The following is a 24,863-nucleotide window of genomic DNA, read 5'->3' on the forward strand; positions in this document are numbered from 1 at the left end:
CGCTGGTGATGTATGCCTCGACCTTCAACGAGCCGCTGAGCCAGGCGCGACGGTGCCTGCCGGTGCTGGAGCAACTGATCGCGCGGGGCGACCGCTATTGGCTGTTGACCCTGCATCCGATGACGCCCCCGGCGCTGGTCGAACGCTATCAGGCATTGGCCGGCGCGAATGCGTGCTTCCTTGACGCGACACAGCTGGCCGGCATGCTGCACGCCGCCGACGTGCTGGTCTGCGATACGTCTTCGGTGGTGGAAGAATTCATCCTGCTCGACAAGCCGGTGGTGACCGTATGTCATCGGCAGCCGCAACCGTGCATGCAGGATGTACGCGCGCCGGAGGACATCGACGCCGCCATTGCACTGGCGTTGGCGCAGCCGCAGGGGCTGTCGGCCCAACGCCACGCCTACGCCGCCAGCGTCCATCCGAGCAGGGATGGAGCCGCATCGTCACGTGTACTGCAGGCGGTCGAGCAACGTCTGCGCAACGGCGATACCGGTCTGCGCGTGCGTTCGAAGCGACCGTTCCGGCGCCTGTGGCGGTCCTGGAAAATGTGGCGCGCGCTGCTGCCCGGAAGCGGCGGTCAAGGCCCATGCTAGGCTGGCCCGCATTGCCAAGGGAGACCGCCGGATGCCTTCGTTCCTGCATGCCATCACCATCGCTGCCGTGCTTGCCATGGCGCCCCCCGCAGCCCACGCCGCGTCGCCGGCAGTCAATCCGCTGCTGCTCGCGCCGGTGGCGACACTGACGCCCGACCAGGTACGGGGCATGCAGCGGCAGCTGCTGGACTGGCCGCAACTGCAGCGTTACCGCGCCGAGAATGCCGCCCTGGCGGCACCTGCCGGCGGCCAGCCACGCGTGGTGTTCTTTGGCGATTCCATTACCGAAGGTTGGGGCCGTACCGGCAGCGCGACCTTCTTCGCCGGCAAGGGCTACGTCAACCGCGGCATCAGTGGGCAGACCACCGCACAGATGCTGCTGCGCTTCCGCCAGGACGTGATCGCGCTGCAACCGGCTGTGGTGGTGATCCTGGCCGGCACCAACGACATCGCCGGCAACACCGGGCCGGCCAGCCAGGCGATGATCGAAGACAACCTGCACTCGATGGTGGAGCTGGCCAGGGCGCACGGCATCGCCGTGGTGCTGTCCTCGGTGCTGCCGGTCAGCGAGTACCCGTGGCAGCCGGGCGTGCAGCCGGCGCCGAAGGTGCGTGCGCTCAACGCGGCGCTGCAGCGCTATGCAGGGCAGCACAAGCTGGTGTACCTGGATTACTACACACCGCTGGCCAACCACCAGGGTGGTCTGGACAAGGCCATGGCCAACGACGGCGTGCACCCGACGGCGGCGGGCTACGCGCGGATGGCGCCGCTGGCCGAAGCGGCGATCGTCCAGGCGCTGCGCGCAACGCGGTGATCAGGCGGTGGCGGTGGCCTCGGCGACGTCAGCGGGCTGCCGCGACGGCGCGGCAGCCGCCTGATCGGCGCGGCCACCCGCCACGGTCGGCCCTGGCCCTGCTCAGCCCTCGTCCTGCTTCAACGCCGCATCGGCGGCCAGCAATGCCTCGGCCGCCTTGCTCAACGCGGGCGAGGGCACATCCGCGGCGCCGATGGACTGCATCATCCGGGGCATGTCCACGAAGCGGCGCTGGCGCCGGTCATAGATGCCGGTGACCAGCAGCGCGCGCGTGGCGATCTTCTCTTCGCCCAGCAACACCCGCTGCTCCATGATCACCCGCGTGCCCACCCAGCCGACCAGCCGCGTTTCCAGGGTAAAGCGCTGGAACGGCTTCAGTTCGCGGCGGAACTGGATGGTGCCGGCGCCGACGATCGGCGCCCACTTCTCACGCAGCGCCACCCGGCCCAGGCCCATGCGCAGGATCAGGTCGAGGCGGCCCAGGTCGAAGATGTTCCAGTAGCGCCCGTTGGTCATGTGCAGGTTGCTGTCCAGGTCGTTGGGCAGCACCCGGAACGCCACCCGCGACACCCCGAATGGCGCGGCCAGCTTTGGGCGGAAGAGGCTGCACAGCAGCAGATGGAGCAGGCGGAACCAGAGATTCATGCTGAATATGACGACTGTAATAGAACAGATACGCTAGGCTATGACGACTGTCTTAGCAAGGATCGGTGCCATGAGTCCACGTCCAACCGACGCGCCGCAGCGTGTGGTCGCCGCCGCCGCGGAAATGCTGGCGCGGGTGGGGCTCAACGCCACCAGCATCCGCGAAGTGACCAAGGCGGCCCACGCGCCACTCGGCTCGACCTACCATCACTTCCCCGGTGGCAAGCAGGAACTGTTGGCGCGCGCCACCACGTTGGCCGGTGACAAGGTGGATGCCCTGCTGGAGCAGCTGCTGCAGGCGGGCGCAGCAGCGGGTATCGCGCAGTTCCTGCAGCTGTGGCGCGATCGCCTGCTGCGCAGCAACTTCGACGCCGGCTGCCCGGTGCTGGCCGCGTCGGTGGAAGTGCCGGTGGAGGCCGTGCCGAGCCAGGCGCGGGACGCGGCGGCGCTGGTGTTTGCACGCTGGGAACAGCGGCTGGGCAGGGCAATGATCGAAGCCGGCCACCCTCCCGCGCAGGCGGCCATGCAGGCGACCATGATCATCGCCGGCGTGGAAGGCGCGGTGGCGATGTGCCGGGCGATGCAGGACATCGGGCCGTTTGATCGGGTGGCCGCGCAGTTGCTGCTGCTGGTGGAGGCGCCCGGCACGGCGTGAGTACGCGCCGTCGGCTTGCTTCACTGCACGCCCGGCAGCCCCAGTAGTTCGGACAGCCCCAGCCAGCCGATCTGCACGCCGATGCACAGCAGCACGAATGCCAGCAGTCGCAACACGACCTGGGTACCGGTGCGCCCGAGCAGCGATTGCAGGCGGCCGGCATAGCGCATGCACAGGTAGATCAGCACGCACAACGCGACCAGCGCGCTGGCGGCGGCAGCGACATGCACCGTCTCCGGCCCTTCGGCAGGGGAACTGGTGCCCACCGCAATGGCCACCGCGATCGCGCCGGGACCTACCGTGAGCGGCAGCGTGAAGGGGTAGAACAACTGCGATTCCACGGTGGCGTCGACGTCTTCCCGTGCTTCCTCCTGCGCCGCGCCGGCGAGCGTGCCGTGATCGCTCTGCGACGGGGCCTGCAGCAGGCGCCAACCGGTGGCGGCGATCACCAGGCCACCGGCCAGCCGCAGCACCGGAATGGAAATACCGAAAAACGAGAGCACATAAGCACCGATTCCGATGGAGGCAGCGAGCATCACCAGGCTGTTGAGCGCGACCGCGCGTGCCACCCGCGCGCGCTGGGCCACGGTTGCGTCAGGCAGGATGCCGAGCACCAGCAGTGCCGCCCCGGGCGGATTGATCACCGGCAGCAGGCTGGTGAAGATCACCAGGAAGGTATGGCTGAAGTCATTCCACATGGCAGGCAGAAGGCGCAGCGGCGCGCGTGCGGGAACCAGCGCCCACCATGCCGCGCAGGCGGTGAAGGTGACTTGATCCTGGTCAAGCCCGCGGCCGCCACATCCGCACGTCGCCAACGGCTGAATGCGCGCGTCCCGCCCATGATTCGCGTCGGCTTGATCCAGGTCATGAAGTGGGGTGATGGCGTTCGCTAAGGTCGGGCTGACCCTGTGCCCGGAACCCTTCCGGACGCTGCCTGCGAGAACGCCATGGCCCCCGTTCCTTCGCCCCCGCCCGACCCGCCACCGCCACGCGATGCGCATCTGGACGAGGACATCTGCGTGCACATTTTCACCACCTCGGCCGCGATGCTGGGCGTGTGCATGACCGTGGTCGGGGTACTGCACGTGGTCACGGTGCTGCGCAAGGTGGACACCTTGGGCGATGACCTGCTCAGCATCGATTCGCTGATCTACCTGGCCTCGTGCCTGTGTGCCTATGGCGCGCTGCGCACCCGCAGGCGCAAGCGCAACCGGATGCTGGAGGTGATGGCCGACTGGCTGTTCCTCGTCGGGCTGGCGCTGAGTGCGGTCGCCACCGGCTTCATCACCTGGGCCATTACCGGCACCTGACCCTCCCCGGAACCGACGCCTAGCAGGTACTTCCATGGATCACCCCGCCATTCCCGGGCGTTCGCCGCGCACACGACGGCTGCACGATCTATACGCCGTGGTGCTGATCGGCGTGCTGCTGTGGACCGGGTCCACCGTGGCCCAATCTCCGGTGGACACCGCCGCACCCGGCGCGCCGCTGCAGTCGCCGGCGGAAATCCGCTACGGGGCCGACGGTGTCAGCAAGGGCACGTTGCGCCCGGCGATGTCGGCAGTGTCGGTCGGCGGACAACCCTATCGCGCGCTGGTGTTCAACGCAGACTACGACGCGCCGCTGATCCGCACCCGTCCCGGTGGCACGGTGTCGATCACGCTGGACAACCAGATGGACGAGAAGACCAACCTGCATTTCCACGGGATGACCGTCACCCCGCTGGACTCGGGCGACAGCATCTTCCGTGAGGTGGGCCCGCACGAAAAGGGTCTGTACCGCTTCAAGCTGCCACCCGACCACAGTCCTGGCGCGTACTGGTACCACAGCCATTTCCACGGCGGCGCGCAGCGTCAGGTGGAATCGGGCATCGCCGGGCCGATCCTGGTCGACGGCATCCTGGACCCGTTCCCGGAACTGAAGGGCATCAAGGAACGCGTGCTGGTCCTGCGCAACTTCCAGAAGACCCTGACCGGCAGGCTGGCCAGCGAAATCGTCACCAGCGCACCGTCCATCCGCACCGTCAACGGGCAAGCCGATCCAGTGATCACGATCCAGCCGGGCGAAACCCAGCTGTGGCACCTGATGAACATCTCGGCCAACCAGTACTTCCGTATCCGCATCAACGGCCAGAACGTGCAGATCCTCTCGCGTGATGGCAACACGGTGAACAAACGGGTGATGACCGACGAACTGCTGATCGGGCCGTCGGCACGCTTCAGCATCCTGGTGGTGGGCGCCGATACGGGCGACCATGCCGTGGAACTGGCCGCCGGCAACACCGGTGCGGCCGGTGATCAGTACAAGGGCGCGCGCATCGCCACTTTGCGGGTGACCGGGGCGGCCGTGGCCACACGCAGCATTACCCGTGCATACCCGGTGCTGGAGGACCTGAGCAAGGTCAAGGTCGCCAACGTCCGCCAGTTCGCTTTCCAGGATTCGCCCACCGATGGCGATGCCTTCCTGATCAATGGCGAGCGCTTCGATCCGCGCCGGGTCAATACCACCGTCAAGCTGGGGGATGTGGAGGAGTGGCGGCTGTACAACCCCTCCCAGGAACTGCATCAGTTCCATATCCACCAGACCGATTTCCAAGTGGTGGCCATCAACGGCAAGCCGGTGCCGTTCAGCGGCTACCGCGATACGGTGTTCATCCCTACGCGTGGCTCGATCACGTTGCGCATCCCGTTCCGCGACCCGGTGATGCTGGGCAAGTTCGTCTACCACTGCCACATCCTCGAACACGAAGACGGCGGGATGATGCAGGTGATCCAGGTGGTACGCCCCGAGGACTATGCGCAGGCGGTGAAGCTGGCCCCGCTGGGTGGCATCTACGGCGACAACCAGACCTGCAGCTACCTCAAGAACAGCGGGCGCGAGTTCACCCTGCCGACCGATGTGCAGCTGCCTGCGGAGGGTCCGTGATGGACGCACTGTGCAGACGCACCCTGGCGCTGGGCATCGTGGGCGGATTGGCCGTGCTGGCCGGCGAGGCCCGTGCCGACAAGGGGTATTACCCCAATATCGGGATGGATTACAGCGCGGTGATGCAGTACGACTTCAACCGTGCCGAGGGCGATGGTGCCATCGCGCCACGCAACACCACCGATTTCTATCCTGACATCCAGAGCAGTTTCTACGTGCGCTTCAGCCCCAACGACCAGATCCGGCTGTCCACTGAACTCAACCCGATCAACCCACCGGCCGCGGGTGAGAAGCGCACCTTCGGTGGCATCGGCCTGGTGGTCAACGAGCTCAATTACTACAAACTTACCCAACACACGCAGCTGCAGGTGGGCAAACTGCAGGTGCCGTTCGGGCGCGCGATGGATGCTGCACCCGGCCTGTATACCAATGATTTCGTATCGACCTATGATCTGGGGGGCGTGCTCGGCGCAACCTACGCGTATCGCTGGTTCGGGCAGACGCTGGGAATGGTGCAGGGCGGCGTCAATCTCTACACCGCCGACACCACCGCGCTGAGCCGGCCGTTCTTCCGCAGTGGTGGGCGTGCCCAGCGTGCCGACGGCGGCCCGGCCAACACCGGCAAACTGGATTCCTACGCGTTGACGGTGAACTGGGATGCTATTCCCGCACTGCCGTTCCTGGAGCTGCAGGCCGGCTACATGCGAAACCGCGCAGGGCGGGCGCAGCCAGACACGGGGCCTGCCGATGATGAAGTGATCCGCGTCGTCTCGGCGCGCTATATCTGGGCACCCGATTCCAGCGCCGACCTGGACACCACGTTGCGTGGCCGCTACTTCGACATCGTGCCGCTGGTGGAGTACGCGGCTGTGCGGAACGAAGACGCCGTCGCCGGCAACGACACCCGCTACCTCACCACCTCGGTCACGATCGATTACGGCCGATGGGTTGTGGGCGCCACCCGCACCGACAAGCGGCGGCCGTGGGCACCCGGTGCCGGACGGCATGACTACCTAAACGAACTGAGTTGCGGCTACCGGCTGACCGGTCAATTGACCGTTGCCTTGTCGGCCGGCAGCCAGGCACAGGGTGGCGAGGATTCCAACCTGGTCGGCTTCGCACTGACCTACAGTGGAGCGCATTGATATGGAGCGATCCCGATGGCTGGCCGTCGCGTCTGCTCTTGCGTTGTCGATCCTGCTGATGCCACCGCTGGCGGCGCAGAACCCGCCGCGGACGGGCGGCGCGTTCAACCTTACCGACCAGGATGGACGCGAGGTTACCGAGCGAAGCTTCCAGGGCAAACCGGCGTTGCTGTATTTCGGCTTCACCTCCTGCCCGGATGTATGTCCTACCGACCTGGCACGCGTGGCGCTCATTGTCCGGCGCGTGCGGTCGCTGGGCGGGCCCTCGTTGACCCCGATCTTCGTCAGCGTTGATCCCGCCCGCGATACACCGGCCAGGATGAAGGCCTACGTGTCGGTGTTCGGGCGTGACCTGGTGGGGCTGACCGGCACACCGGCGCAGATTGCCGAGGTCACCGACCGCTACCACGTGTACTACAAGAAGGTTCCGTATGGCAGGCGCGGACAGTACATGATGGACCATTCCACGTTCGTGTTCCTGCTCGATCGCGAGGGCCGCTATGTCGACCACTTCGGCCGCACCGCCGACGAGGCGCAGGTGGCCCGCCGGATCGTCACCGCCCTGGCCGCCACACCGCTGCGTGCACGCTCGCCTTCCATCGCAGGAAAGTAGCGCTGCGATGCCTGCGTGACGCGCCTGCAGGCCTCCGCGACGGGCAGCCGCAGAGGCCTGCTCGATCACGGTCGTCCGTTGTTGTTGGCGACATTCGCCGCCTGGCGCAGCTCCTGGTCGGCCTGGATCAGCAGTTCGCGTGCACGCCCGGCATGACCGCCGAGGCGTGAGTCGTTGTCCTGTTGTGCCACGCCGATCAGTTGATAGGCCTGCACGATGTGCTCCTGGGCGGCGCGCAGGTTGCCGTGGCGCTCACCAATGTTGACGGTGGGCTGTTGGGCCTGGCTTGCGCCGGCCACGGCGAGGACCAGTGCGAGCGATATGGGGCGGAGAATGCGGTTCATGGGAACGGCTCCGAAGAGGGACGGGGAACAGGGTGAGCGACGGCGATGCAGCCGGTCCCCGCAGGTTAGGATGATCGCCCGCGCCTGCACTTGACGTGGGTCAAGCGACGGCGCGATCAGCCTGCAGGGGCGTGGCTATCGGCTGAATGCTTCATCGAACCGCGTCATGTACGCTGAATACGCGTGACCAGTAGAAATACTGGTGGCCACGATATTGCACCGCGACATCGCACAAAATAATCTGCTGCCTTGCAGCGGGGCGGTTCGCTGCAACCGGGTGGGGAAGGGGGCGGCATCCAGAGCTGGAGATCTCGACCATGGCCAGGAGTGTTGTCACGCCGTCAGCGCGCTGCTGGGAGTGCGGCGCCTGCCCGTTGGGCCCGGTGTGTTTTTCCGGGGCTGTCGGGGCGGACCTGTTGGGTGAGCTGGATGTGCTGATCGAGCACGCCGCCCCGACGCATGCCGGTAGTTTCCTGTTCCACCAGGGCGACCCGTTCCGGTGCATCTCGGTGGTCCGATTGGGTACGGTCAAGACATACGCGGTCGATCGCGCAGGCCGCGAGCAGATTCTGGGTTTCCACATGCCCGGCGATGTCATCGGCTTCAGCGCCATCGACGAGCGCCACTACCCGTGCAACGCCGTGGCGCTGGATACGGTGACGGTGTGCAGGTTGCCCTTCCAGCGTGCGCTCGAACTGGCCACCCGAATGCCTGCGCTGCAGGCGCGGTTGTTCGGCATGATGAGTCGCGAGATCGCGCGCGCGGCGCGGTTGTCGTGCAGCACCAATGCCGACGAGCGCCTGGCTGCGTTCCTGATCGGCATGGCCGACCGCATGGGCGCGCGCGGCTACTCCCCCACCCACTGGCAGCTCACCATGTCGCGGATGGACATCGCCAGCTATCTGCGCCTGGCACCGGAGACGCTGAGCCGGTTGCTGCGCCGGTTCCAGGCCGAAGGGCTGGTCTTGGTCGACGGGCGCGACGTGGAAGTGCTTGGACGTGAACGTCTGCAGGCACTTGCCATCGCCGATCACGTGTCCTGCCTGGCTCCGGCCGACATCAGGGCGGCGTAGCGGACCAATGCGTCGGGCGCATATGCACGAACGTCGGCAGCGGCCCTAGAATGCAGGCATGCATTCCGTATCCCCCGACAAGGACGTCCGCATGCTGCATCATCTGTCACTTGGGGTCCACGACCTCGCCGTGGCCGGCGCGTTCTACGATGCCGCGCTGGGCGCACTGGGCTATCGCCGTGTGTTCGAGGACGACACCGCGATCGGCTATGGGCTGGTCGACGATGAGGACCTGTTGTGCCTGAAACTGCACGAAGATGCGGCCGCGCCTGGAGCGGGTTTCCATCTTGCGTTCAGCGCGCCCACGCGCGCTGCGGTCAATGCCTTCCATCACGCCGCGCTGCTCGCCGGCGGCCATGACAACGGCGCGGCTGGAGTGCGTCCGGACTACGGCGATTCCTACTACGCCGCCTTTGTGATCGATCCCGATGGCCATCGCATCGAAGCGGTCACCAAACAGGCGGATGCGTGAAGCGGCGCGTGCCACGGCCGAGCCGGCCGCTGCTGCTGCCGTTGACCCGTGGCAGCGAGATCGCGCGTGCCCGCCAGCAACTCCAGCGCGGCGGCTGGCCGCGCCTGCAGATGGCGGCCATCGTGCTGGTCACCGGCGTGGCCGGGCTGCTGGCCTCGCACCTGCTGCGGGTGGGCGGTATCGAGACGATGCTACTGCGCTATCCGCTGGCGGTGCTGCTGGCATACGCCACCTTCCTGCTGCTGATGTGGATATGGCTGCGCTGGCGTGGAGATGTGGCTGCCGATACGGTGATCCCGGAAGCCAGTGGGGCGGGCGGTTCCGCCACACCTGGCGCGGGACCGGACTGGTTCGGCAGTGGCGGGCGCTCCGGCGGCGGCGGTGCCTCCGCCTCGTGGGGCGAAGCGGCGGGGGCGGGCACGTCCGGCAGCACCAGCGATGGCGCGATGCTGGACCTCGCCGATGGCGAAGGCCTGCCGATCCTCGCTCTGCTCGGCGTCGTGACTGTAGTGGCTGCCGCACTGGTCGCGGCCAGCCGGGTGATCTGGACGGCGCCTGTACTCATGGCCGAACTGCTGGTCGATGCGGCGATCGCCGGTGGTTTGTACCGGCGCATGCAGGGCATGCAGGCGCAGGGCTGGTGGCGGTTGTGTCTTGCACACACGTTCTGGCCGCTGCTCGGCGCACTGCTGTTCTTCGCCGCACTCGGCTGGATCGCGCAGGAAATATCACCGCACGCCAATACCTTGGTGGATGTGCTGCAGACCTTACGGGATAAATGAACATGCCTGCATTGACGACCTTGACCGCCTACCGCGCCGTTGGTGTGGGCGCACTGGTGGTGGGCCTGGCCACCAGTGGGGTGACCGCACTGCTGACTACCCTGATGGGGGCGGTGATCCTCCCGCGGTTGCTGGCACCGCTGCAGGCGCAGGGCATGCCGCCGCCGTCGTTCACCAGTGCATTCGCGGCGGGCTACCCGGTAGCGTGGCTTGGGCCTTTGCTGGTGTTGCTGGTCTGGCGCTTCGGCGGCGTGCATGGGCGCTGGCTGGCCGGCGTGGTCGGCCTGGCCTCGATGCTGGTCGCCGGCAGTATCGCGGTGGTGGCGATGTACATGGCACTGTTCGCGCAGGCCAGTGCGATCTGACTCGTGCCGTGTGCGTGCCACGGCAATCGTCCGCGTTCGACTCAGTATTTCTACTGGGTCGCCGCCCCCGACGGCAGCGGCAGGGTCGCTGCACGCCGGTAGCTCAGCTCACTCAAAGCGCCAGCGCAGCCCCGCATATACGCCGCGCCCTTCACCGGGCGTCGAGCGCGCCACATCCTTCCCGGCATCGTTGTAGCCCGGCGTGACCGTGGCTGCGTAGTGGCGGTCGCCGATGTTGCGCAGCTCCGCCCATGCCTGCCACCGCCCGCTCGGCGCATCGAAGCCGATGCGGCTGCCGACGATGGCGTGGCTGTCCGCGCTGACGCTGTTGGCGTAGTCCACGAACATCTTCGAGGCGTACTCGGTGTTGAGTGCCGCGTAGAAGCCGGTCGGATGCTCGTAGCGCAGCTCGGCCTGGTAGTAGTGGCGCGGCAGGCCCGGCAGGCGATTGCTGTCGAACAAGGCGTCATGGCGATAACGGAAGTCGCTGAAGGTGTACGCCTGGCGCAGCGACAGGCGGCCATCTCGGCCTTCCCACAACGTGCTGTCCAGCCCCGCTTCCAGGCCACGGTGCGTGGTGGGACTGGCGTTGTTTTCAGCCACGAACAGGTTCGGTACCGGCATCACTTCCACGGTAAGCAGCTCGTGCAGCACCCGTGCGTAGTAGCCGGTCAGCTCCCAGCGGCCAAGCGCGCTGTCGCCCCGCGCACCCAGTTCCAGCGTGGTCGCGGTCTGGTTGTCCAGCTGCACCGGGGCGCGCTGGCGACTAGTGGAGGCCCCGTTGCCCGCGCCGAAGTACTGGTTCGAGCCCCAGATCATCGACCACGGATGTGCCGGTTCCACCGAGCGGCTCAGGTTGCCGAACCACTGCACCTGCGGCGTCTGCTGCCAGGTGAAGCCCAGTCGAGGCGCGTAATCCCACTGTTGCTTGCGCAGGCGTTCGGGGGTGGCCGGCCAGGTCACCTGCACGTCGCGGCGGGTGTTGATCAGCGCCAGCCCGGTCTGCAGGTGCAGCGCATCGGTGAGCGCCAGGTCGTTGCCGGCGTGCAGGGTGCTGTCGGTGCCGTGGTGCGAGAAGTCGCGCGTGTGCGTGCCGGCGGCGTAGCCGTTGTTGGCAAAGCGCAGGGTCTCGCGCACGTCCGCATCGAGGTCGTGGGTAACGCGCAGGCTGAGCGTGGTCACGCTGTCGCGGCCGAACAGTGCATGTCGGTGGCGGTAGTCGAGCGTGGCGTTGAGGTTGCTGTAGTCCAGCTGCTGCCGGTACAGGCTCTCGTTCAAGTCCATCGGGTACGTGTGGTACACCAGCCCGGCCTGCAGCGAGGACGCATCATCGATCTGCCAGGTGGTCATGTTGCCGATCCAGGTGCTGCCCGGCTGCGGACGGCGCGCGTCGATGGCCAGGTTGGCCGGATTGGCCGCGCGCGGGTCGTTGCGGATCTGGTCGCGGGTCAGGCGCCCGGGCGTTTCGTGATTGGTCTCGCGGTAGCGCACGAAGAAGCGGGTTTCCAGCTGCGGGGTGATCTGCCAGCCGAGGTTGGCCATCGCACCCTTGCCATCGCCGCTGGCGTGGCGCTGGTAGCCGTCGAATTCGGTATCGGTGTAGGCGAGGAAGTAGTCGACATCGCCACTCACGCCGCCGTAGCCGACGCTGCGCTTCTGGTAGCCACGGCTGCCGGCTTCGTACTGCACCTCCAGACCGGCCGAGTCGCGGCCGCTGCGGCTGACGTAGTTGATCGCACCGCCCAGTGCCAGCGCACCGCGCTCGAAACCGTTGGCACCCCGCAGCACTTCCACGCGGCTCAGCCACAGCGGTTCCAACAGCTCGTACGGCGTGCCGCCCGGGCCGGTCAGCGGCAGTCCATCCAGCGACACCGAAATGCCCGACGCATGCGCGCCCGGCCCACGGTTGATGCCCGAGCCGCGGATCGACACCTTGGCGCCTTCGTTGCCGGGCGACTGCGCGCTGATGCCGGGCTGGTAGGCCAGCACATCAGCCGTGGTGGACAGGCGGCGGTCGGCGTTGGCCAGGTCGACTACATTGCTCGCCCCGGGCACGCGCTTGAGCGCGGTGCGGGCCTGCTCGGCCTCGCTGGCGGCGGTGACGTTGACGGCGTCCAGCGTGGTGGCCTGCGGGGCGGCGTGGGCGGTGGCCGACAGCGTGAGGGCGACCGCCAGGGCGATCGGGCACAGGGTAGGGCGATACGACTGCAGAGGCATGGGGAGGGCTGTAAACTAAAAAACTGGCGCGCAAGTTAACAGGTGCGGCGCCGCCCGTCACCCGTCACAGCCGTAGGGCCATCGGTCGGGCCCCGCCCCGGGTAGAGCCGAGCCATGCTCGGCTGCGCTTCGTTCCGCCGGCAAACGGGTACGAGGTCGACGGCATGGGGTCGGCGCGGTGTTGTGCAAGCCGACCATGCATCTCATGTACGACTGGCAGCAGCTGCTGGCGCCGTCATTGGCGATGTCGCTCCAGTGCTGGATCTATTGCAGTGAAGTAGGAGGTTACGTAAGTTGCTTTGGAAGCGTAGCGGCGCCCTGTCGCCGCGCATACTGGGGGCGTGATGCGGGCCATTGGGTGGATTGTGATAGCTGTTTGTGCATTTTCTACCTGCAGCGTTCAAGGGAAACTCCACGATTCCGTCGCGCTGAGTGCCAACCTGGGAAGGGCTCGTTTTGATGCAGCGATTCCGCTGCTCGAGGACTGCAAGGTGCGGCGAAGCGGAGCGGAGGCTGCCAGCTGCGCCCTTCTGCTGGCCGGAATTTACAGGAATCAGGGAAATGCAGCCGAATGGGCAAAGGTGATGCTCTGGCTGAAGGAGGGCGGTATCGATGGAGCTATCGATGCCGATGCGCTGCGTGACTTTCGGTCCAAGTACTATGCGGACGTCGATTTTCGGCGCATGTCCGCGCTTCCTGCCTCGGCGATTACTTACCCGCCGGGTCGCTTTTCGGTGCCGGTGGTTGCACACGATGAAGGGAAGCAAGCGGGTGGCAGCCTGAACAAGCTTTACTGGATCGAGATCGAATCGGACGGGATTCGCGCCAGGGCCCTGGTGGATACAGGCGCGCCGCATGCCATTTCGATGTCCCTCTACAACGCGACTCGACTTGGGATCTCCGAGGTGTTGGGCAGGGCGCGGACGTCGGCTCGCCAGCTCGAGGCGGTCCACCCCACGTATCAGAACGAGTATCGGCTTGCGAAGAGGGTGTCGATCGGAGATCTCACGCTGTCCAACGTGATGGTGGAGGTCGATCCCAATGCTACCGACGACACGATCATTCTCGGGACGGGACTTCTCACGAGGTTTCGAACCGTCACGTTCTCCAAATCGCGATTGGCCTTCAATGCTGATGAGCGGCCAGCCAAGTCGCGATCGGCAGCGTTCCGATTCCTCAGTACATTTGACCTCGGGTCGAGCAAGTTCCTGATTGAGACTCGGCTCAAGGGCGTTGCTTACCCGACCATGATCGATACTGGGCTCAGCAGCACGCTTGCCATCGCCAACCCTCTCGCAGCCACTTTGGTAAGGGACGATGATCCGGAATTCACGCCGGATGACGAGAACGGGGTGATGCCGGCCTTCAAGGTCTCCCATCAGTCGGTGTCCTTTGACGGTATAGCGCTTGCCGATGCCCCGACGCTTCTGTTCTGGAAGTCTCCGCCGTCTTCGGATTTCTCCATCATCATCGGTGGAGAACTGAAGGAGGCCTTGGATATGCAGTTCGATTTCGACGCCGGGAGGATTTATTTCTGGCCCAGTGCGGGCGCTCTGGACCAGGGTATCGACTGACGGGCTGCCCGGCGTGGGACCGGTGCATGAGCCGTTGAACGCTGGCAGGGTTACGTAGAGCCACCCCATGGGTGGCTGCACGCGATGCCGGATTCAGGAGCAGCCACGCATGGCGTGGCTCTACGATGGGGGCTGCGGCCTGCCGTGTATCCCGTTGCACCACGTAGAGCCACCCCATGGGTGGCTGCACGCGATGCCGGATTCAAGCGCAGCCACGCATGGCGTGGCTCTACGATGGGGGCTGCGGCCCGCGTGTATCCCGTTGCACCACGTAGAGCCACCCCATGGGTGGCTGCACGCGGTGCCGGATCAAACCGCACCACCCTGGGCGCAGCTGCGCCGCGATCCCCGTAGGTCACGACACGCTCGGAACGCCGCTCGCTCAGCCCAGAATCCCCGGCAGGTCCAACCCCTTCTCCTTCGCGCATTCCACCGCGATCTCATACCCGGCATCGGCATGCCGCATCACGCCCGTGGCCGGGTCGTTCCACAGCACCCGCGCGATGCGCTTGGCGGCCGCTTCGGTGCCGTCGCAGACGATCACCATGCCGGCGTGCTGCGAGAAGCCCATGCCGACGCCACCGCCATGGTGCAGCGACACCCACGTGGCGCCGCTGGCGGTGTTGAGCAGGGCGTTGAGCAGCGGCCAGTCGGAGACCGCGTCGGAGCCGTCCTGCATGGCTTCGGTTTCGCGGTTGGGCGAGGCCACGCTGCCGCTGTCCAGATGGTCGCGGCCGATCACCACCGGTGCCTTCAGCTCGCCGCTGGCCACCATCTCGTTGAACGCCAGCCCCAGGCGGTCACGGTCGCCCAGGCCCACCCAGCAGATACGCGCCGGCAGGCCCTGGAACTTGATCTTCTCGGCGGCCATGTCCAGCCAGCGGTGCAGGTGCGGGTTGTCCGGAATCAGTTCCTTGACCTTGGCGTCGGTCTTGGCGATGTCCTCCGGATCGCCACTCAATGCGGCCCATCGGAACGGGCCGATGCCCCGGCAGAACAGCGGCCGGATGTAGGCGGGCACGAAACCGGGGAAATCGAACGCATCCTCCACGCCTTCTTCCAGCGCCATCTGGCGCAGGTTGTTGCCGTAGTCCACGGTCGGTACGCCCAACGCGTGGAAGGCGAGCATGGCGCGGATGTGGTTGGCCATCGATTCGCGCGCGGCCTTCTCCACCACCTTCGGTGCCGACACGCGCTTGTCGTCCCATTCCTCCACGGTCCAGCCCTGCGGCAGGTAGCCGTTGACCGGGTCGTGCGCGGAGGTCTGGTCGGTCAGCAGGTCCGGCTTGACCCCGCGTACCAGCAGCTCGTCCAGCACGTCGGCGACATTGCCGAGCAGGCCGACGGACAGCGGCTTCCTGGCCGTGCACGACTCCTCGATCAGGCGCAGCGCTTCGTCCAGATCGTCGGTCCAGGTGTCCAGGTAGCCGGTGCGCAGGCGCATTTCGATGCTGCTCTTGCGACACTCCACGGCGAGGCAGGACGCACCGGCCATCACCGCGGCCAGCGGCTGCGCGCCCCCCATGCCGCCCAACCCACCGGTGAACAGCCACTTGCCGGCCAGGCTGCCGTTGTAATGCTGGCGGCCCATTTCCACGAAGGTCTCGTAGGTGCCCTGCACGATGCCCTGCGCGCCGATGTAGATCCAGCTGCCGGCGGTCATCTGGCCGTACATCGCCAGGCCCTTCTTATCCAGCGCGTTGAAGTGGTCCCAGTTGGCCCAGCGCGGCACCAGGTTGGAATTGGCGATGAGCACGCGCGGCGCGTCCACGTGGGTGCGGAACACGCCCACCGGCTTGCCCGACTGCACCAGCAGGGTCTGGTCGTCGTCCAGGCGCGTGAGCGCATCCACGATGGCATCGAAACTTTCCCAGTCGCGCGCGGCGCGGCCGATGCCGCCGTACACCACCAGTTCCTGCGGCCGCTCGGCCACGTCCGGGTGCAGGTTGTTCATCAGCATGCGCAGCGGCGCTTCGGTCAGCCAGCTCTTGGCGGTGAGGGTGGTGCCGGTGGGCGCGATGATGGTGCGGGTCGGGTCGTTGCGGGTCATGCGGCGCTCCGGTTCGTAGCGAATTCAAGGCAGGCGTTGAGCACCTGCGCCAGGGTGTGGCGCAGCGGTGCGGCGTGGTCGGGGTCAAGCGGGGTGGGCCAGCTGTGTTCATCCACCTGGTCCGGGGCTGGCTCGTGCATGTAGCCTCGGCAGGCCAGTTCCATCTGCAGGCTGTGCACGCCAGCGGGGATGTCGCTGTAGTGGCGGGTGATCCAGCCACCCTTGAAGCGCCCGTTGCGCACGTGCGGCAGGCCGCTGATCCGACACAGGTTTTCCACCACGTCGCTGAGCGTGTTGTCGCAGGACGTGTCCACCGTACCGGACGGACCGGCGGTGCCGAGGTTGAACTGCGGCAGTTCGCCGTCGAACAGGTGCGGGATGTGCGAGCGGATCGAGTGTGCGTCGTACACCACCACCGTGCCGTGGCGCTGGCGCAGCCGCGCGATCTGCGCGGCCAGCGCATCGTGGTACGGCGCGAAATAGGTGTCGCGGCGACGCATGATTTCCGCCTCGTCCGGTTCCATGCCCGCGTGGTAGAGCGGCTGGTTGTCGAAGGTGGTCAACGGGCACAGCCCGGTGGTGTTCTGCCCCGGGTACAGCGACACGCCGCTCGGATCGCGGTTGAGGTCGATCACCGAGCGCGAGATCGCCGAGCGCACCGTGGTGGCGCCCATGCCACGCGCGAAGTCGTACAGTTCGTGCACCCACCAGTCGGCGTCCCGGCGGGCCAGCCACGGTGAGTGGTAGCGGCCGATCAGATCATGCGGCAGCTCGCTGCCGGTGTGCGGAAAGCTGACGATCAGCGGCGCCTCGCCTTCGTGCACCTGCAGCCACTCCGGGTGCGTGGTCATGCCAGCGGCTCCACCTGTGGCAGCACGTGCGCCAGCCCTTCGGCCACCGCGCCGCTGCGGACCAGGGCGGTGGCGGCCACCATGTCCGGATGGAAGTAGCGGTCGTCCTGCAGCGTCGGCACCTGCGCGCGCAGGCGCGCACGCACGGTTTCCAGCGCGTCGCTGGAGCGCAGCGGGGCGTGGAAGTCGCAGCCCTGCGCGGCGGCCAGCAGTTCGATGCCGACCACGTTGGCCGCGTTCTCGGCCATCGCCAGCAGGCGGCGTGCACCGTGCGCGGCCATCGACACATGGTCTTCCTGGTTGGCCGAGGTCGGGATCGAGTCCACGCTGGCCGGGTAGGCGCGCTGCTTGTTCTCCGAGACCAGCGCGGCAGCGGTCACCTGCGGAATCATGAAGCCCGAATTCAGGCCCGGCTTCGGGGTGAGGAAGGCGGGCAGGCCGGACAGCGCCGGGTCGACCAGCATCGCGGTGCGGCGCTCGCTGATCGAGCCGATCTCGCAGACCGCCATCGCCAGCATGTCCGCGGCGAAGGCCACCGGCTCGGCGTGGAAGTTGCCACCGCTCAATGCCTCGTTGGTATCGGTGAACACCAGCGGGTTGTCGGACACGCCGTTGGCTTCGATCGCCAGCGTGGTGGCGGCCTGGCGCATCACGTCGAACGCCGCGCCCATCACCTGCGGCTGGCAGCGCAGGCAGTACGGGTCCTGCACGCGCACGTCGTTGTCGCGGTGCGATTCGCGGATGGCCGAGCCCTGCATGAGCGTGCGCAGCGTCGCGGCGGTGGCGATCTGCCCGCGCTGCCCGCGGATCTGGTGGATGCGCGGATCGAACGGGGTGTCCGAGCCCTTGGCCGCTTCCACCGACAACGCGCCGGTGACGAGCGCGGCATGGAACACGGTGGTGATCGCAAACAGCCCGGCCAGTGCATAGGCGGTGGAGTACTGGGTGCCGTTGAGCAGGGCCAGGCCCTCCTTGGCGCCCAGTACCAGCGGGGTCAGCCCGATGCGCGCCAGCGCCTCGGCGGCCGGCAGGCGCTCGCCGTTCAAGAACGCTTCGCCCACGCCGATCATCACGCTGGCCAGGTGCGACAGCGGCGCCAGGTCGCCCGAGGCGCCGACCGACCCCTGGCAGGGGATCACCGGCACGATGTCGTGCTGCAGGAACGCTTCCAGCAGCGCCAACGTCTGCGGGCGGATGCCGGACGCACCCTGGGCCAGGCTGGTCAGCTTCAACGCCATCATCAACCGTACGACCGGTGCGGGCATCGGCTCACCGACGCCGGCGGCGTGGGAAAGCACGATATTGCGCTGCAGGGTTTCCAGGTCGTCGCGCTCGATGCGCACGCTGGCCAGCTTGCCGAAGCCGGTATTGATGCCGTACACCGGGTCGCCCTTGGCCACGATGTCGGCCACGGTCTGCGCGCTGCGCAATACCGCCGCAGCCGAAGACGGGTCCAGGCGCACGCGCGCGCCATCGAAGATCGCGCGCCAATGCGCCAGCGTCACCGCGCCGGGCTGCAGGGTCAGGGTAGTGCTCATGGAATCTCCAGACATCACAAGGGTCAGACGGATACGCCGCGCATCACGCGCGCGTGCAGGGGGTTGAAGCCCATGCGGTACACCAGGTCGGCAGGTGCCTCGATGTCCCACAGGGCCAGGTTGCAGTCCAGGCCAACGGCCAGCCGGCCGATGCGCGCGTGCCGGCCCAGCGCACGCGCCGCTTCACGGGTGAAGCCGGCGATGCACTCGTCCACGGTCATGCGGAACAGGGTGGCGGCCATGTTCATGGCCAGCAGCGGGCTGGTCAGCGGCGAGGTGCCCGGGTTGGAATCGGTGGCCAGCGCCAGCGGTACCCCGGCGGCGCGCAGCGCGGCGATCGGGGGCAGGGTGGTATCGCGGGTGAAGTAGAACGCGCCGGGCAGCAGCACCGCCACGGTACCGGCGGTGGCCATCGCGGCGATGCCGTCGGCATCCAGGTGTTCGATGTGGTCGGCCGATAGCGCCCCATGGCGTGCGGCCAGGGCTGCGCCGTGCTGGTTGCTGAGCTGTTCGGCGTGGATCTTGATCGCCAGCCCGTGCTGGTGCGCGGCCACGAAGACCTGCTCGGCCTGTGCGGTGCTGAAGGCGATGTTTTCGCAGAACACGTCCACCGCTTCGGCCAGGCCCTGCGCGGCTACCGCCGGGATCATGACGTTGCAGACCTCGTCGATGTACGCCTGCGCCTGGCGCCCGGGCGGAATCGCGTGCGCGCCGAGGAAGGTGGGCACGATCTCGACCGCGCGGCGTTGGCCCAGTTCACGGGCCACGCGCAGCTGCTTGGTTTCATCGTCCAGGCTCAGGCCGTAGCCGGATTTGATTTCGATCGTGGTGATGCCTTCGGCGAGCATCGCGTCCAGCCGCGGCAGGCTGGCGGCCAGCAGGTCGGCCTCGCTAGCCGCGCGGGTGGCGCGCACCGTCGAGACGATCCCGCCGCCGGCACGGGCGATATCGGCATAGCTCACCCCCTGCAGGCGCTGTTCGAATTCGCCGGCGCGGTTGCCGGCGTAGACCAGGTGGGTGTGGCAGTCGATCAGGCCCGGGCTGATCCAGCGCCCGCCGGCGTCGATGCGCCGGGCCGGCTGCAGGTGCGCTGCCGAGCCGGCCGCGCCCACATGCACGATGCGCCCGTCGGTGGCCGCGATCACGCCGTCATGGATCAGCCCCAGGCCGGGGCCATCGACGGTGATCAGGTGGGCGTTGTACCAGAGGGTGTCACAGTGCATGGCAGCAACCACATCGGCTCATATGTCTATACAATATAGGCGCCACTTCCGGGATGTCCAGTGATGCCAGCCAGCCCCGTCTCCGCCGCTACGCCGCCGCTTGTTTTCCACGCCGCCCACGCGCTGTTGCCGCAGGGCTGGGCCCGCGATGTGCGCATCGTCTGCGCCAACGGCACCCTGGCCGAGGTCAGCGCCGGGGTGTCGGCGCAGCCCGGTGATACCGCGCTGGCCATCGCGCTGCCGGGGCTGGGCAACCTGCACAGCCACGCCTTCCAGCGCGGCATGGCCGGGCTGACCGAGATCGGCGGCAACAGTGGCGACAGTTTCTGGAGCTGGCGCGAGCTGATGTACCGCTTCCTGGCGCACCTGCAGCCCGAGGCGGTGCAGGCCATCGCCGAACAGGCCTATGTGGAAATGCTCGAATCCGGGTTCACCCGGGTGGGCGAGTTCCACTACCTGCACCACGCTGCCGACGGCAGCGCCTATGCCAACCGGGCCGAAATGGCCGAGCGCATCGCCGCCGCCGCACAGGGCAGTGGGATCGGCCTGACCCTGCTGCCGGTGTTCTACGCGCACGCCGATTTTGGCGGTGCGCCGCCCAACCCGGCGCAGCGCCGCCTCATCCACGACGTGGACGGCTTCGCCGCGTTGTTGCAGGGCTGCGCCCGCGCACTGCAGGGTGTTGACGACGCGGTGCTGGGCATCGCCCCGCACAGCCTGCGCGCGGTCACCGGCGATGAGCTGGCCGCGCTGCTGCCGCTGACCACCGGCCCGGTGCACATCCACATCGCCGAACAGACCCGCGAGGTCGACGCCTGCGTGGCGTGGAGCGGGCTGCGGCCGGTGCGGTGGCTGTATGAACACGCCGCCGTCGACGAGCGCTGGTGCCTGGTGCATGCCACCCATGTCGATGACGACGAAGTGCGCCGCATCCTGGCCAGCCGCGCAGTGGTGGGGCTGTGCCCGATCACCGAGGCCAACCTCGGCGACGGCCTGTTCCCGATGCAGGCCTTCGCGCGGGCTGGCGGCCGGTTCGGGGTCGGCTCGGATTCCAATGTGCTCATCGATGCGGCCGAGGAACTGCGCCTGCTCGAATACGGTCAGCGCCTGCAGCTGCGCGGGCGCAACGTGCTGGCCCCGGGCGATGGCCAGTCCAGCGGCCGCTGGCTGTTCGAGCAGTCGCTGCGCGGCGCCGGCCAGGCGCTGGGCGTGGCCAGCGGGCTGCAGGTGGGCGCGCCGGCCGACGTGGTGGAGCTGGATCCCTCGCATCCGGCGCTGATCGCCCGCGACGGCGATGCCTTGCTTGACAGCTGGGTATTCGCCGCACGTAATGGTGCGGTGCGTTCGGTGTGGCGCCACGGTCGCCAGCTGGTCCATCAGGGCCGCCACCTGCAGCGTGACGCAGTGGCCGCCCGTTTCGCCGATGCATTGCGTACGTTGTTGTCGGCCGGCTGAGTGCCGGTCGCACCCTTCCAGGACTCCCGAGTGACGGGCAAGAAAGCAGAAACCCTCAACCAGCGCATCCGCGCCGAACTGGAAAGCCGCATCCTCAGCGGGCAGTGGCAGCCGGGTTTCCGTATCCCGTACGAGCACGAGCTGATGGAGCAGTACGGCTGCTCGCGGATGACCGTGAACAAGGTGCTGACCGCGCTGGCCGAAAGCGGCATGATCGAGCGGCGCCGCCGTGCCGGTTCATTCGTGGCCCGGCAGCCCCCGCACCTGGAGCAGGTGGCGCTGGAAATCCCGGATATCGCCATGGCCGTGGCCGCGCGCGGGCACGTCTATGGCTACCAGCTGCTGGACCGGGCCTACCGTCGCCCGCGTGCGCAGGCTGAAGAAGAGATGGCCCTGTCCGGTGGCGAAAAGCTGCTGGCGATCCGCTGCCTGCACCGCGCCGACGGGCGCCCGTTCGCGCTGGAACACCGCCTGATCAGCCCGGTCTGCGTGCCGGAAGTGCTGGACGTGGATTTCGACACCACCGCGCCGGGCAGCTGGCTGCTGCAGAACGTGTCCTGGACGCGTGCCCAGCACCGCATCAGTGCCTGGGGCGCCGACGAGGCGGCTGCCGCGTTGCTGGAGGTCAAGCCCGGCACCGCCTGTCTGGTCATCGACCGCCTGACCTGGCGCGGCGAGCAGCCGATCACCTGCGTGCGGCAGATGTTCCTGGGCGATGCCTGGGACCTGGTGGCGCGCTTCGCGCCCGGCGGGCGCTAGCGCTGCCGCGGCGGGCCGCCATGCGCGCGGCTCGGCGTGACTGATCTATCCGCGCCCGCTCACAGCGTGGCGCATTGGCGCCAGCGCACCGGCTCGTCCACGCCCAGGCGCGGGTTGAGCTGGATGCGCACCGTGCGCAGCGACGGGTAGCGCTTCACCTCGGTGCAGACCCGCGGCCAGATCGTGTCGATCTCGTCGCTGCGGTTCACCGCCAGGGTCTGCCGGGTCAGCCAGAACGCGCTGAGCACGCCCGGCTGGGTGGCCAGGGTGCGGGCCAGTTCCTTCTGGTAACGCGCCAGCGTGGCCGGGTCCGGATCCGCCTCGTCGCCGAGGATGCTCGGCGCACTGGTGGTGGGTGCAGCGGCGGTCGTCGTGGTGGGCGCGGGGGCCGGCGCAGCGGGCGACGGCGCGGGGTCCGCCGCCACCGATACGGCAGGCGCGGCCGCCGCGGCAGGCGCGGGCGCCTCGGCGTCGGCCACCGTGGCCCGCTCCATGCGCGAGGTCAGGTAGCCCATGCCAACCAGCAGCCCCAGCGTCAGCGAGCCCAGCGCGGCAATGGACATGCGGCGGATCGCCTCGCGGCGCGCGGCGGTCTTCACCTGCGACTCCATGTCGCCGGGCAGGTAAGGCTGCAGCAGCGGCCACAGCAGGTGCCCGTCCAGGACTTCCACGCCCTGCTTTTCGGCGGCGGCGCGGCCATCGCGCTCGACCATGCCCTCGGTGATCAGGATGCCGCCACGGGCCCCGGCCAGGCGCGCGGCCGCGCCCAGTTCATTCACCGCCGCCGTGCCGATCCGGTAGGCGCGGCCGTGCTTGCACGACAGCAGCCAGCGCTGCTGCTGGCTGTCCTGCATCAGGAAATCGCTGCGCGGCTCGCGGCTGTCGTCCACCTCGCCGGGCACGTCCTGCAGCCCGCGCTGCTCGCGCATGGCGCGCCGGACGATCTCGGAAAAGTCACGCCAGTGCATGCCTGCCAGGGCATTGAGACCCAGCCGGGTCTCCTTGCGGCGGCGCTTCACCAGCCAGAACCAGGCGGCGCAGAGCATCCAGACGATGAGGGCCAACAGTAACGCGAGAATCCAGGAGAACATGAGGCGCTGAGGTTGAACGCGGGGGTGCGTAGACAGTTTATATGCGCTCGCAGGCGTCTGCGGAACGTCATCTGCGCAGGTCTGGCGGCACCGCGTGCGTGCCCGGTGACAGACGTCTCAGTTTGCCAGGTCGTCAGACACGAAAAACCCGCCAATCCATAGCCGTGAGGGGAGGGAACAAACGGCGCAACAGCGATTGGCGGGTCGAGTCCGATTGTCAACAAAGCGGTGCTGCTTTGCAACAATCGGAGCGTCGGGGGTGGGGTGGGAGTCAGGCGCCGCCGGGGGACTGGTGGCTGCCCGGGGCCGGGTCGGCGTTGGGGGAGTTGTTGCGTGACTCGGCCCGGTTGACCCGTGCGTTGAGCGCGTCGATCCGCGCATTGAGCGCGGCCACGTCCTCGGCAGTGGGGATGTGCAGGCGCTTGAGCACGCCCTGGACCCGGTCGTCGAAGGCCTTCTCCACCTTGTCCCAGGTGCCGGCCGCCTTCTCGCGCGCTTCGCCCAGGTGTTCTTCCACGTTGTCGCGCCAGCGCGGCGTGTCGCCAGCCTCTTCGCGGTTGCGGGCCTCGATGTTCTCGCCTTCCTTCACCAGGGTGTCGAAGAAGCGGCTGCCCTCGGCCTGGGCACGGCCGAAGGCGCCGAGCCCGGCCAGCCACACCTGCTGGGCCGAACCGGTCAGCTTGCGCGAGAAGCGTTCGGCCTGTTCCTGCAGCGAGGGCTTGTCGCCCGGGCTGCGTGTATCGCGGTCGTCGAAGTCGTCGTGTGCGGTCATGGGGCGATCCTGTTGATGGACACCCCGGATGCTAATCAGCGTCGGCTTTGCGCGATGTGATGGCCGACGCAGCGCGGCGGGCTGGGTTCAGCCCAGCTTTTCCTGCAGCACGCGCTGGATCTCGCTCTCCACCATGCCCTTCATCGCCGACAGCAGGAAGCCCAGCTTTGCGGTGACCCGCACCGCGCCCGGCTGCAGTTCGATCGCACCGTCCACGCCGGAGCCGTTGAAATTCAGCACGTCGCCGACCCAGCTGCTCTGCAGCCCGAAGCGCTCGGACAGCTTGGCCGCCACGTCTTCGATCGCCTGGCGCGCGCCATCGGCGGGCAGGGTGTGGGCGTGGCGGATATCGATGTTGGACATGAGGGCTCCTGACGGGCCGCTGCGGGGAAGGGCGTGCATTGTGCGCATCCTTGCGCCCAACTCCAAGGTCTGCGTCACACTTCTTCTTCGATGACATGCAACCTGCTAGGCTTTCGCCGCGTGCAGAACCTGCTAGTTCACTTCACCCATCGTCAACAGCCCGACCAGCCCCTGCGGCCCGGGGTGCAACGCATCGTGCGCCACGCTTCGGGCAGCGTCCGCCTCAGCAGCGACGCGGTCGGCAACCTGTTGCTGGCCCAGTTCTGCCTGGACGACCGCGGCCTGTGGCTGCAGGTCGCCAACGGCATCCGTGGTATCCACGTCAACGGCCGCCCGGTGCGGCGCATGGCGATGCTGCGCGCCGGCGACGCGGTCTACGCCGATGGCGTGGAGATGCTCGTCCAGGGCGAATGCGAAGCGGCCAACCAGGCCCCGGCGCGCAGCGACGAGGGCAGCGAAGAGCAGCGATTGCTGCGCGGCCTCGGGGGCCAGCACCACGGCCGCAGCTTCACCCTGGACCGCCCGCGGCTGATCGGGCGCA

At 67.7% G+C, this 24,863-nt stretch carries 25 protein-coding genes and 1 pseudogene; 15 read left to right on the plus strand and 11 right to left on the minus strand.

Translation table 11 applies throughout. The annotated features are described in order from the left end of the window. Positions 1 to 596 (plus strand): CDP-glycerol glycerophosphotransferase family protein (locus RTO53_RS04790; protein ID WP_312236734.1); only part of this gene is annotated, 596 nt, incomplete at its 5' end. Between the two features lie 31 nt (positions 597 to 627). Beyond that, positions 628 to 1,410, plus strand: a complete 783-nt coding sequence (locus RTO53_RS04795; protein ID WP_312236735.1) for an SGNH/GDSL hydrolase family protein — start codon at positions 628 to 630, stop codon at positions 1,408 to 1,410. A 102-nt stretch (positions 1,411 to 1,512) separates the two neighbouring features. Here the strand turns inward: RTO53_RS04795 and RTO53_RS04800 are convergent, their stop codons facing one another. Next, entirely contained in the window at positions 1,513 to 2,055 is a 543-nt protein-coding gene (locus RTO53_RS04800; protein WP_312236736.1) for a thioesterase family protein, read from the minus strand. Positions 2,056 to 2,125: 70 nt separating this feature from the next. Between RTO53_RS04800 and RTO53_RS04805 the strand changes: the two genes are divergently transcribed. Next, positions 2,126 to 2,710, plus strand: a complete 585-nt coding sequence (locus RTO53_RS04805; protein ID WP_312236737.1) for a TetR/AcrR family transcriptional regulator — start codon at positions 2,126 to 2,128, stop codon at positions 2,708 to 2,710. A 20-nt stretch (positions 2,711 to 2,730) separates the two neighbouring features. Here RTO53_RS04805 and RTO53_RS04810 read toward each other — a convergent pair whose 3' ends face one another. Then, positions 2,731 to 3,408, minus strand: a complete 678-nt coding sequence (locus tag RTO53_RS04810; RefSeq protein WP_312236738.1) for a MarC family protein — start codon at positions 3,406 to 3,408, stop codon at positions 2,731 to 2,733. A gap of 249 nt (positions 3,409 to 3,657) precedes the next feature. Here RTO53_RS04810 and RTO53_RS04815 point away from each other — a divergent pair, with 249 nt between their 5' ends. The 4 genes from RTO53_RS04815 to RTO53_RS04830 are packed head-to-tail and all read left to right on the plus strand — an operon-like array spanning position 3,658 to position 7,393. After that, complete coding sequence (locus RTO53_RS04815; RefSeq protein WP_312236739.1) at positions 3,658 to 4,020, plus strand: hypothetical protein; 363 nt, start codon at positions 3,658 to 3,660, stop codon at positions 4,018 to 4,020. A 34-nt stretch (positions 4,021 to 4,054) separates the two neighbouring features. Beyond that, on the plus strand, positions 4,055 to 5,635 hold the full coding sequence (locus tag RTO53_RS04820) for a multicopper oxidase domain-containing protein (RefSeq protein ID WP_312236740.1): 1,581 nt from the start codon (positions 4,055 to 4,057) through the stop codon (positions 5,633 to 5,635). Beyond that, entirely contained in the window at positions 5,635 to 6,780 is a 1,146-nt protein-coding gene (locus RTO53_RS04825; protein WP_312236741.1) for a hypothetical protein, read from the plus strand. Before RTO53_RS04820 ends, RTO53_RS04825 begins: the two co-directional genes overlap by 1 nt. A gap of 1 nt (position 6,781) precedes the next feature. Then, positions 6,782 to 7,393 carry an SCO family protein gene (locus RTO53_RS04830; protein ID WP_312236742.1) on the plus strand — a complete coding sequence of 204 codons (612 nt, stop codon included), beginning with the start codon at positions 6,782 to 6,784 and terminating at the stop codon, positions 7,391 to 7,393. A gap of 65 nt (positions 7,394 to 7,458) precedes the next feature. Here the strand turns inward: RTO53_RS04830 and RTO53_RS04835 are convergent, their stop codons facing one another. Further along, positions 7,459 to 7,737 carry a hypothetical protein gene (locus tag RTO53_RS04835; RefSeq protein WP_312236743.1) on the minus strand — a complete coding sequence of 93 codons (279 nt, stop codon included), beginning with the start codon at positions 7,735 to 7,737 and terminating at the stop codon, positions 7,459 to 7,461. Positions 7,738 to 8,153: 416 nt separating this feature from the next. Here RTO53_RS04835 and RTO53_RS04840 point away from each other — a divergent pair, with 416 nt between their 5' ends. From RTO53_RS04840 to RTO53_RS04855, 4 genes are all read left to right on the plus strand, one after another. After that, on the plus strand, positions 8,154 to 8,810 hold the full coding sequence (locus RTO53_RS04840) for a cyclic nucleotide-binding domain-containing protein (RefSeq protein WP_312236744.1): 657 nt from the start codon (positions 8,154 to 8,156) through the stop codon (positions 8,808 to 8,810). 91 nt (positions 8,811 to 8,901) lie between these two features. Further along, positions 8,902 to 9,282, plus strand: a complete 381-nt coding sequence (locus tag RTO53_RS04845; RefSeq protein WP_312236757.1) for a VOC family protein — start codon at positions 8,902 to 8,904, stop codon at positions 9,280 to 9,282. 8 nt (positions 9,283 to 9,290) lie between these two features. Beyond that, positions 9,291 to 10,064, plus strand: a complete 774-nt coding sequence (locus tag RTO53_RS04850) for a hypothetical protein (RefSeq protein ID WP_312236745.1) — start codon at positions 9,291 to 9,293, stop codon at positions 10,062 to 10,064. A gap of 2 nt (positions 10,065 to 10,066) precedes the next feature. Beyond that, positions 10,067 to 10,429 carry a hypothetical protein gene (locus RTO53_RS04855; protein ID WP_312236746.1) on the plus strand — a complete coding sequence of 121 codons (363 nt, stop codon included), beginning with the start codon at positions 10,067 to 10,069 and terminating at the stop codon, positions 10,427 to 10,429. Between the two features lie 108 nt (positions 10,430 to 10,537). Here the strand turns inward: RTO53_RS04855 and RTO53_RS04860 are convergent, their stop codons facing one another. After that, entirely contained in the window at positions 10,538 to 12,646 is a 2,109-nt protein-coding gene (locus RTO53_RS04860; protein WP_312236747.1) for a TonB-dependent receptor, read from the minus strand. A gap of 344 nt (positions 12,647 to 12,990) precedes the next feature. Between RTO53_RS04860 and RTO53_RS04865 the strand changes: the two genes are divergently transcribed. Beyond that, entirely contained in the window at positions 12,991 to 14,220 is a 1,230-nt protein-coding gene (locus RTO53_RS04865) for an aspartyl protease family protein (protein ID WP_312236758.1), read from the plus strand. 382 nt (positions 14,221 to 14,602) lie between these two features. Here RTO53_RS04865 and hutU read toward each other — a convergent pair whose 3' ends face one another. The 4 genes from hutU to hutI are packed head-to-tail and all read right to left on the minus strand — an operon-like array spanning position 14,603 to position 19,882. Then, entirely contained in the window at positions 14,603 to 16,270 is a 1,668-nt protein-coding gene (gene hutU / locus RTO53_RS04870; RefSeq protein ID WP_312236748.1) for a urocanate hydratase, read from the minus strand. Continuing rightward, on the minus strand, positions 16,267 to 17,121 hold the full coding sequence (gene hutG / locus RTO53_RS04875) for an N-formylglutamate deformylase (protein WP_312236749.1): 855 nt from the start codon (positions 17,119 to 17,121) through the stop codon (positions 16,267 to 16,269). Before hutG ends, hutU begins: the two co-directional genes overlap by 4 nt. Further along, positions 17,118 to 18,659: a histidine ammonia-lyase gene (gene hutH / locus RTO53_RS04880; RefSeq protein ID WP_312236750.1), complete on the minus strand. Its 1,542-nt coding sequence runs from the start codon at positions 18,657 to 18,659 to the stop codon at positions 17,118 to 17,120. Before hutH ends, hutG begins: the two co-directional genes overlap by 4 nt. A gap of 23 nt (positions 18,660 to 18,682) precedes the next feature. Next, positions 18,683 to 19,882: an imidazolonepropionase gene (gene hutI, locus RTO53_RS04885; RefSeq protein ID WP_312236751.1), complete on the minus strand. Its 1,200-nt coding sequence runs from the start codon at positions 19,880 to 19,882 to the stop codon at positions 18,683 to 18,685. Between the two features lie 63 nt (positions 19,883 to 19,945). Here hutI and RTO53_RS04890 point away from each other — a divergent pair, with 63 nt between their 5' ends. Together RTO53_RS04890 and hutC are read left to right on the plus strand one after the other, a co-directional pair. Further along, a complete protein-coding gene (locus RTO53_RS04890) occupies positions 19,946 to 21,337 on the plus strand; it encodes a formimidoylglutamate deiminase (protein ID WP_312236752.1) in 1,392 nt (463 codons plus the stop codon). Positions 21,338 to 21,367: 30 nt separating this feature from the next. After that, positions 21,368 to 22,096 carry a histidine utilization repressor gene (gene hutC, locus RTO53_RS04895; protein WP_312236753.1) on the plus strand — a complete coding sequence of 243 codons (729 nt, stop codon included), beginning with the start codon at positions 21,368 to 21,370 and terminating at the stop codon, positions 22,094 to 22,096. 59 nt (positions 22,097 to 22,155) lie between these two features. Here hutC and RTO53_RS04900 read toward each other — a convergent pair whose 3' ends face one another. The 3 genes from RTO53_RS04900 to RTO53_RS04910 form a co-directional block, all read right to left on the minus strand. Then, on the minus strand, positions 22,156 to 23,187 hold the full coding sequence (locus tag RTO53_RS04900; RefSeq protein ID WP_312236754.1) for a restriction endonuclease: 1,032 nt from the start codon (positions 23,185 to 23,187) through the stop codon (positions 22,156 to 22,158). A 271-nt stretch (positions 23,188 to 23,458) separates the two neighbouring features. After that, the gene (locus tag RTO53_RS04905; protein ID WP_312236755.1) at positions 23,459 to 23,959 is read right to left on the minus strand and encodes a phasin family protein; all 501 of its coding nucleotides are present in this window, start codon (positions 23,957 to 23,959) and stop codon (positions 23,459 to 23,461) included. Positions 23,960 to 24,046: 87 nt separating this feature from the next. Next, positions 24,047 to 24,322 (minus strand): polyhydroxyalkanoic acid system family protein, encoded by a 276-nt coding sequence (locus RTO53_RS04910; RefSeq protein WP_312236756.1) that lies wholly within the window; start codon positions 24,320 to 24,322, stop codon positions 24,047 to 24,049. A gap of 120 nt (positions 24,323 to 24,442) precedes the next feature. Between RTO53_RS04910 and RTO53_RS04915 the strand changes: the two are divergent. Continuing rightward, positions 24,443 to 24,863 (plus strand): annotated as a pseudogene (locus tag RTO53_RS04915) (FHA domain-containing protein); the annotation flags it as partial.

Source organism: Stenotrophomonas sp. (assembly GCF_031995405.1).
GTDB lineage: Bacteria > Pseudomonadota > Gammaproteobacteria > Xanthomonadales > Xanthomonadaceae > Stenotrophomonas.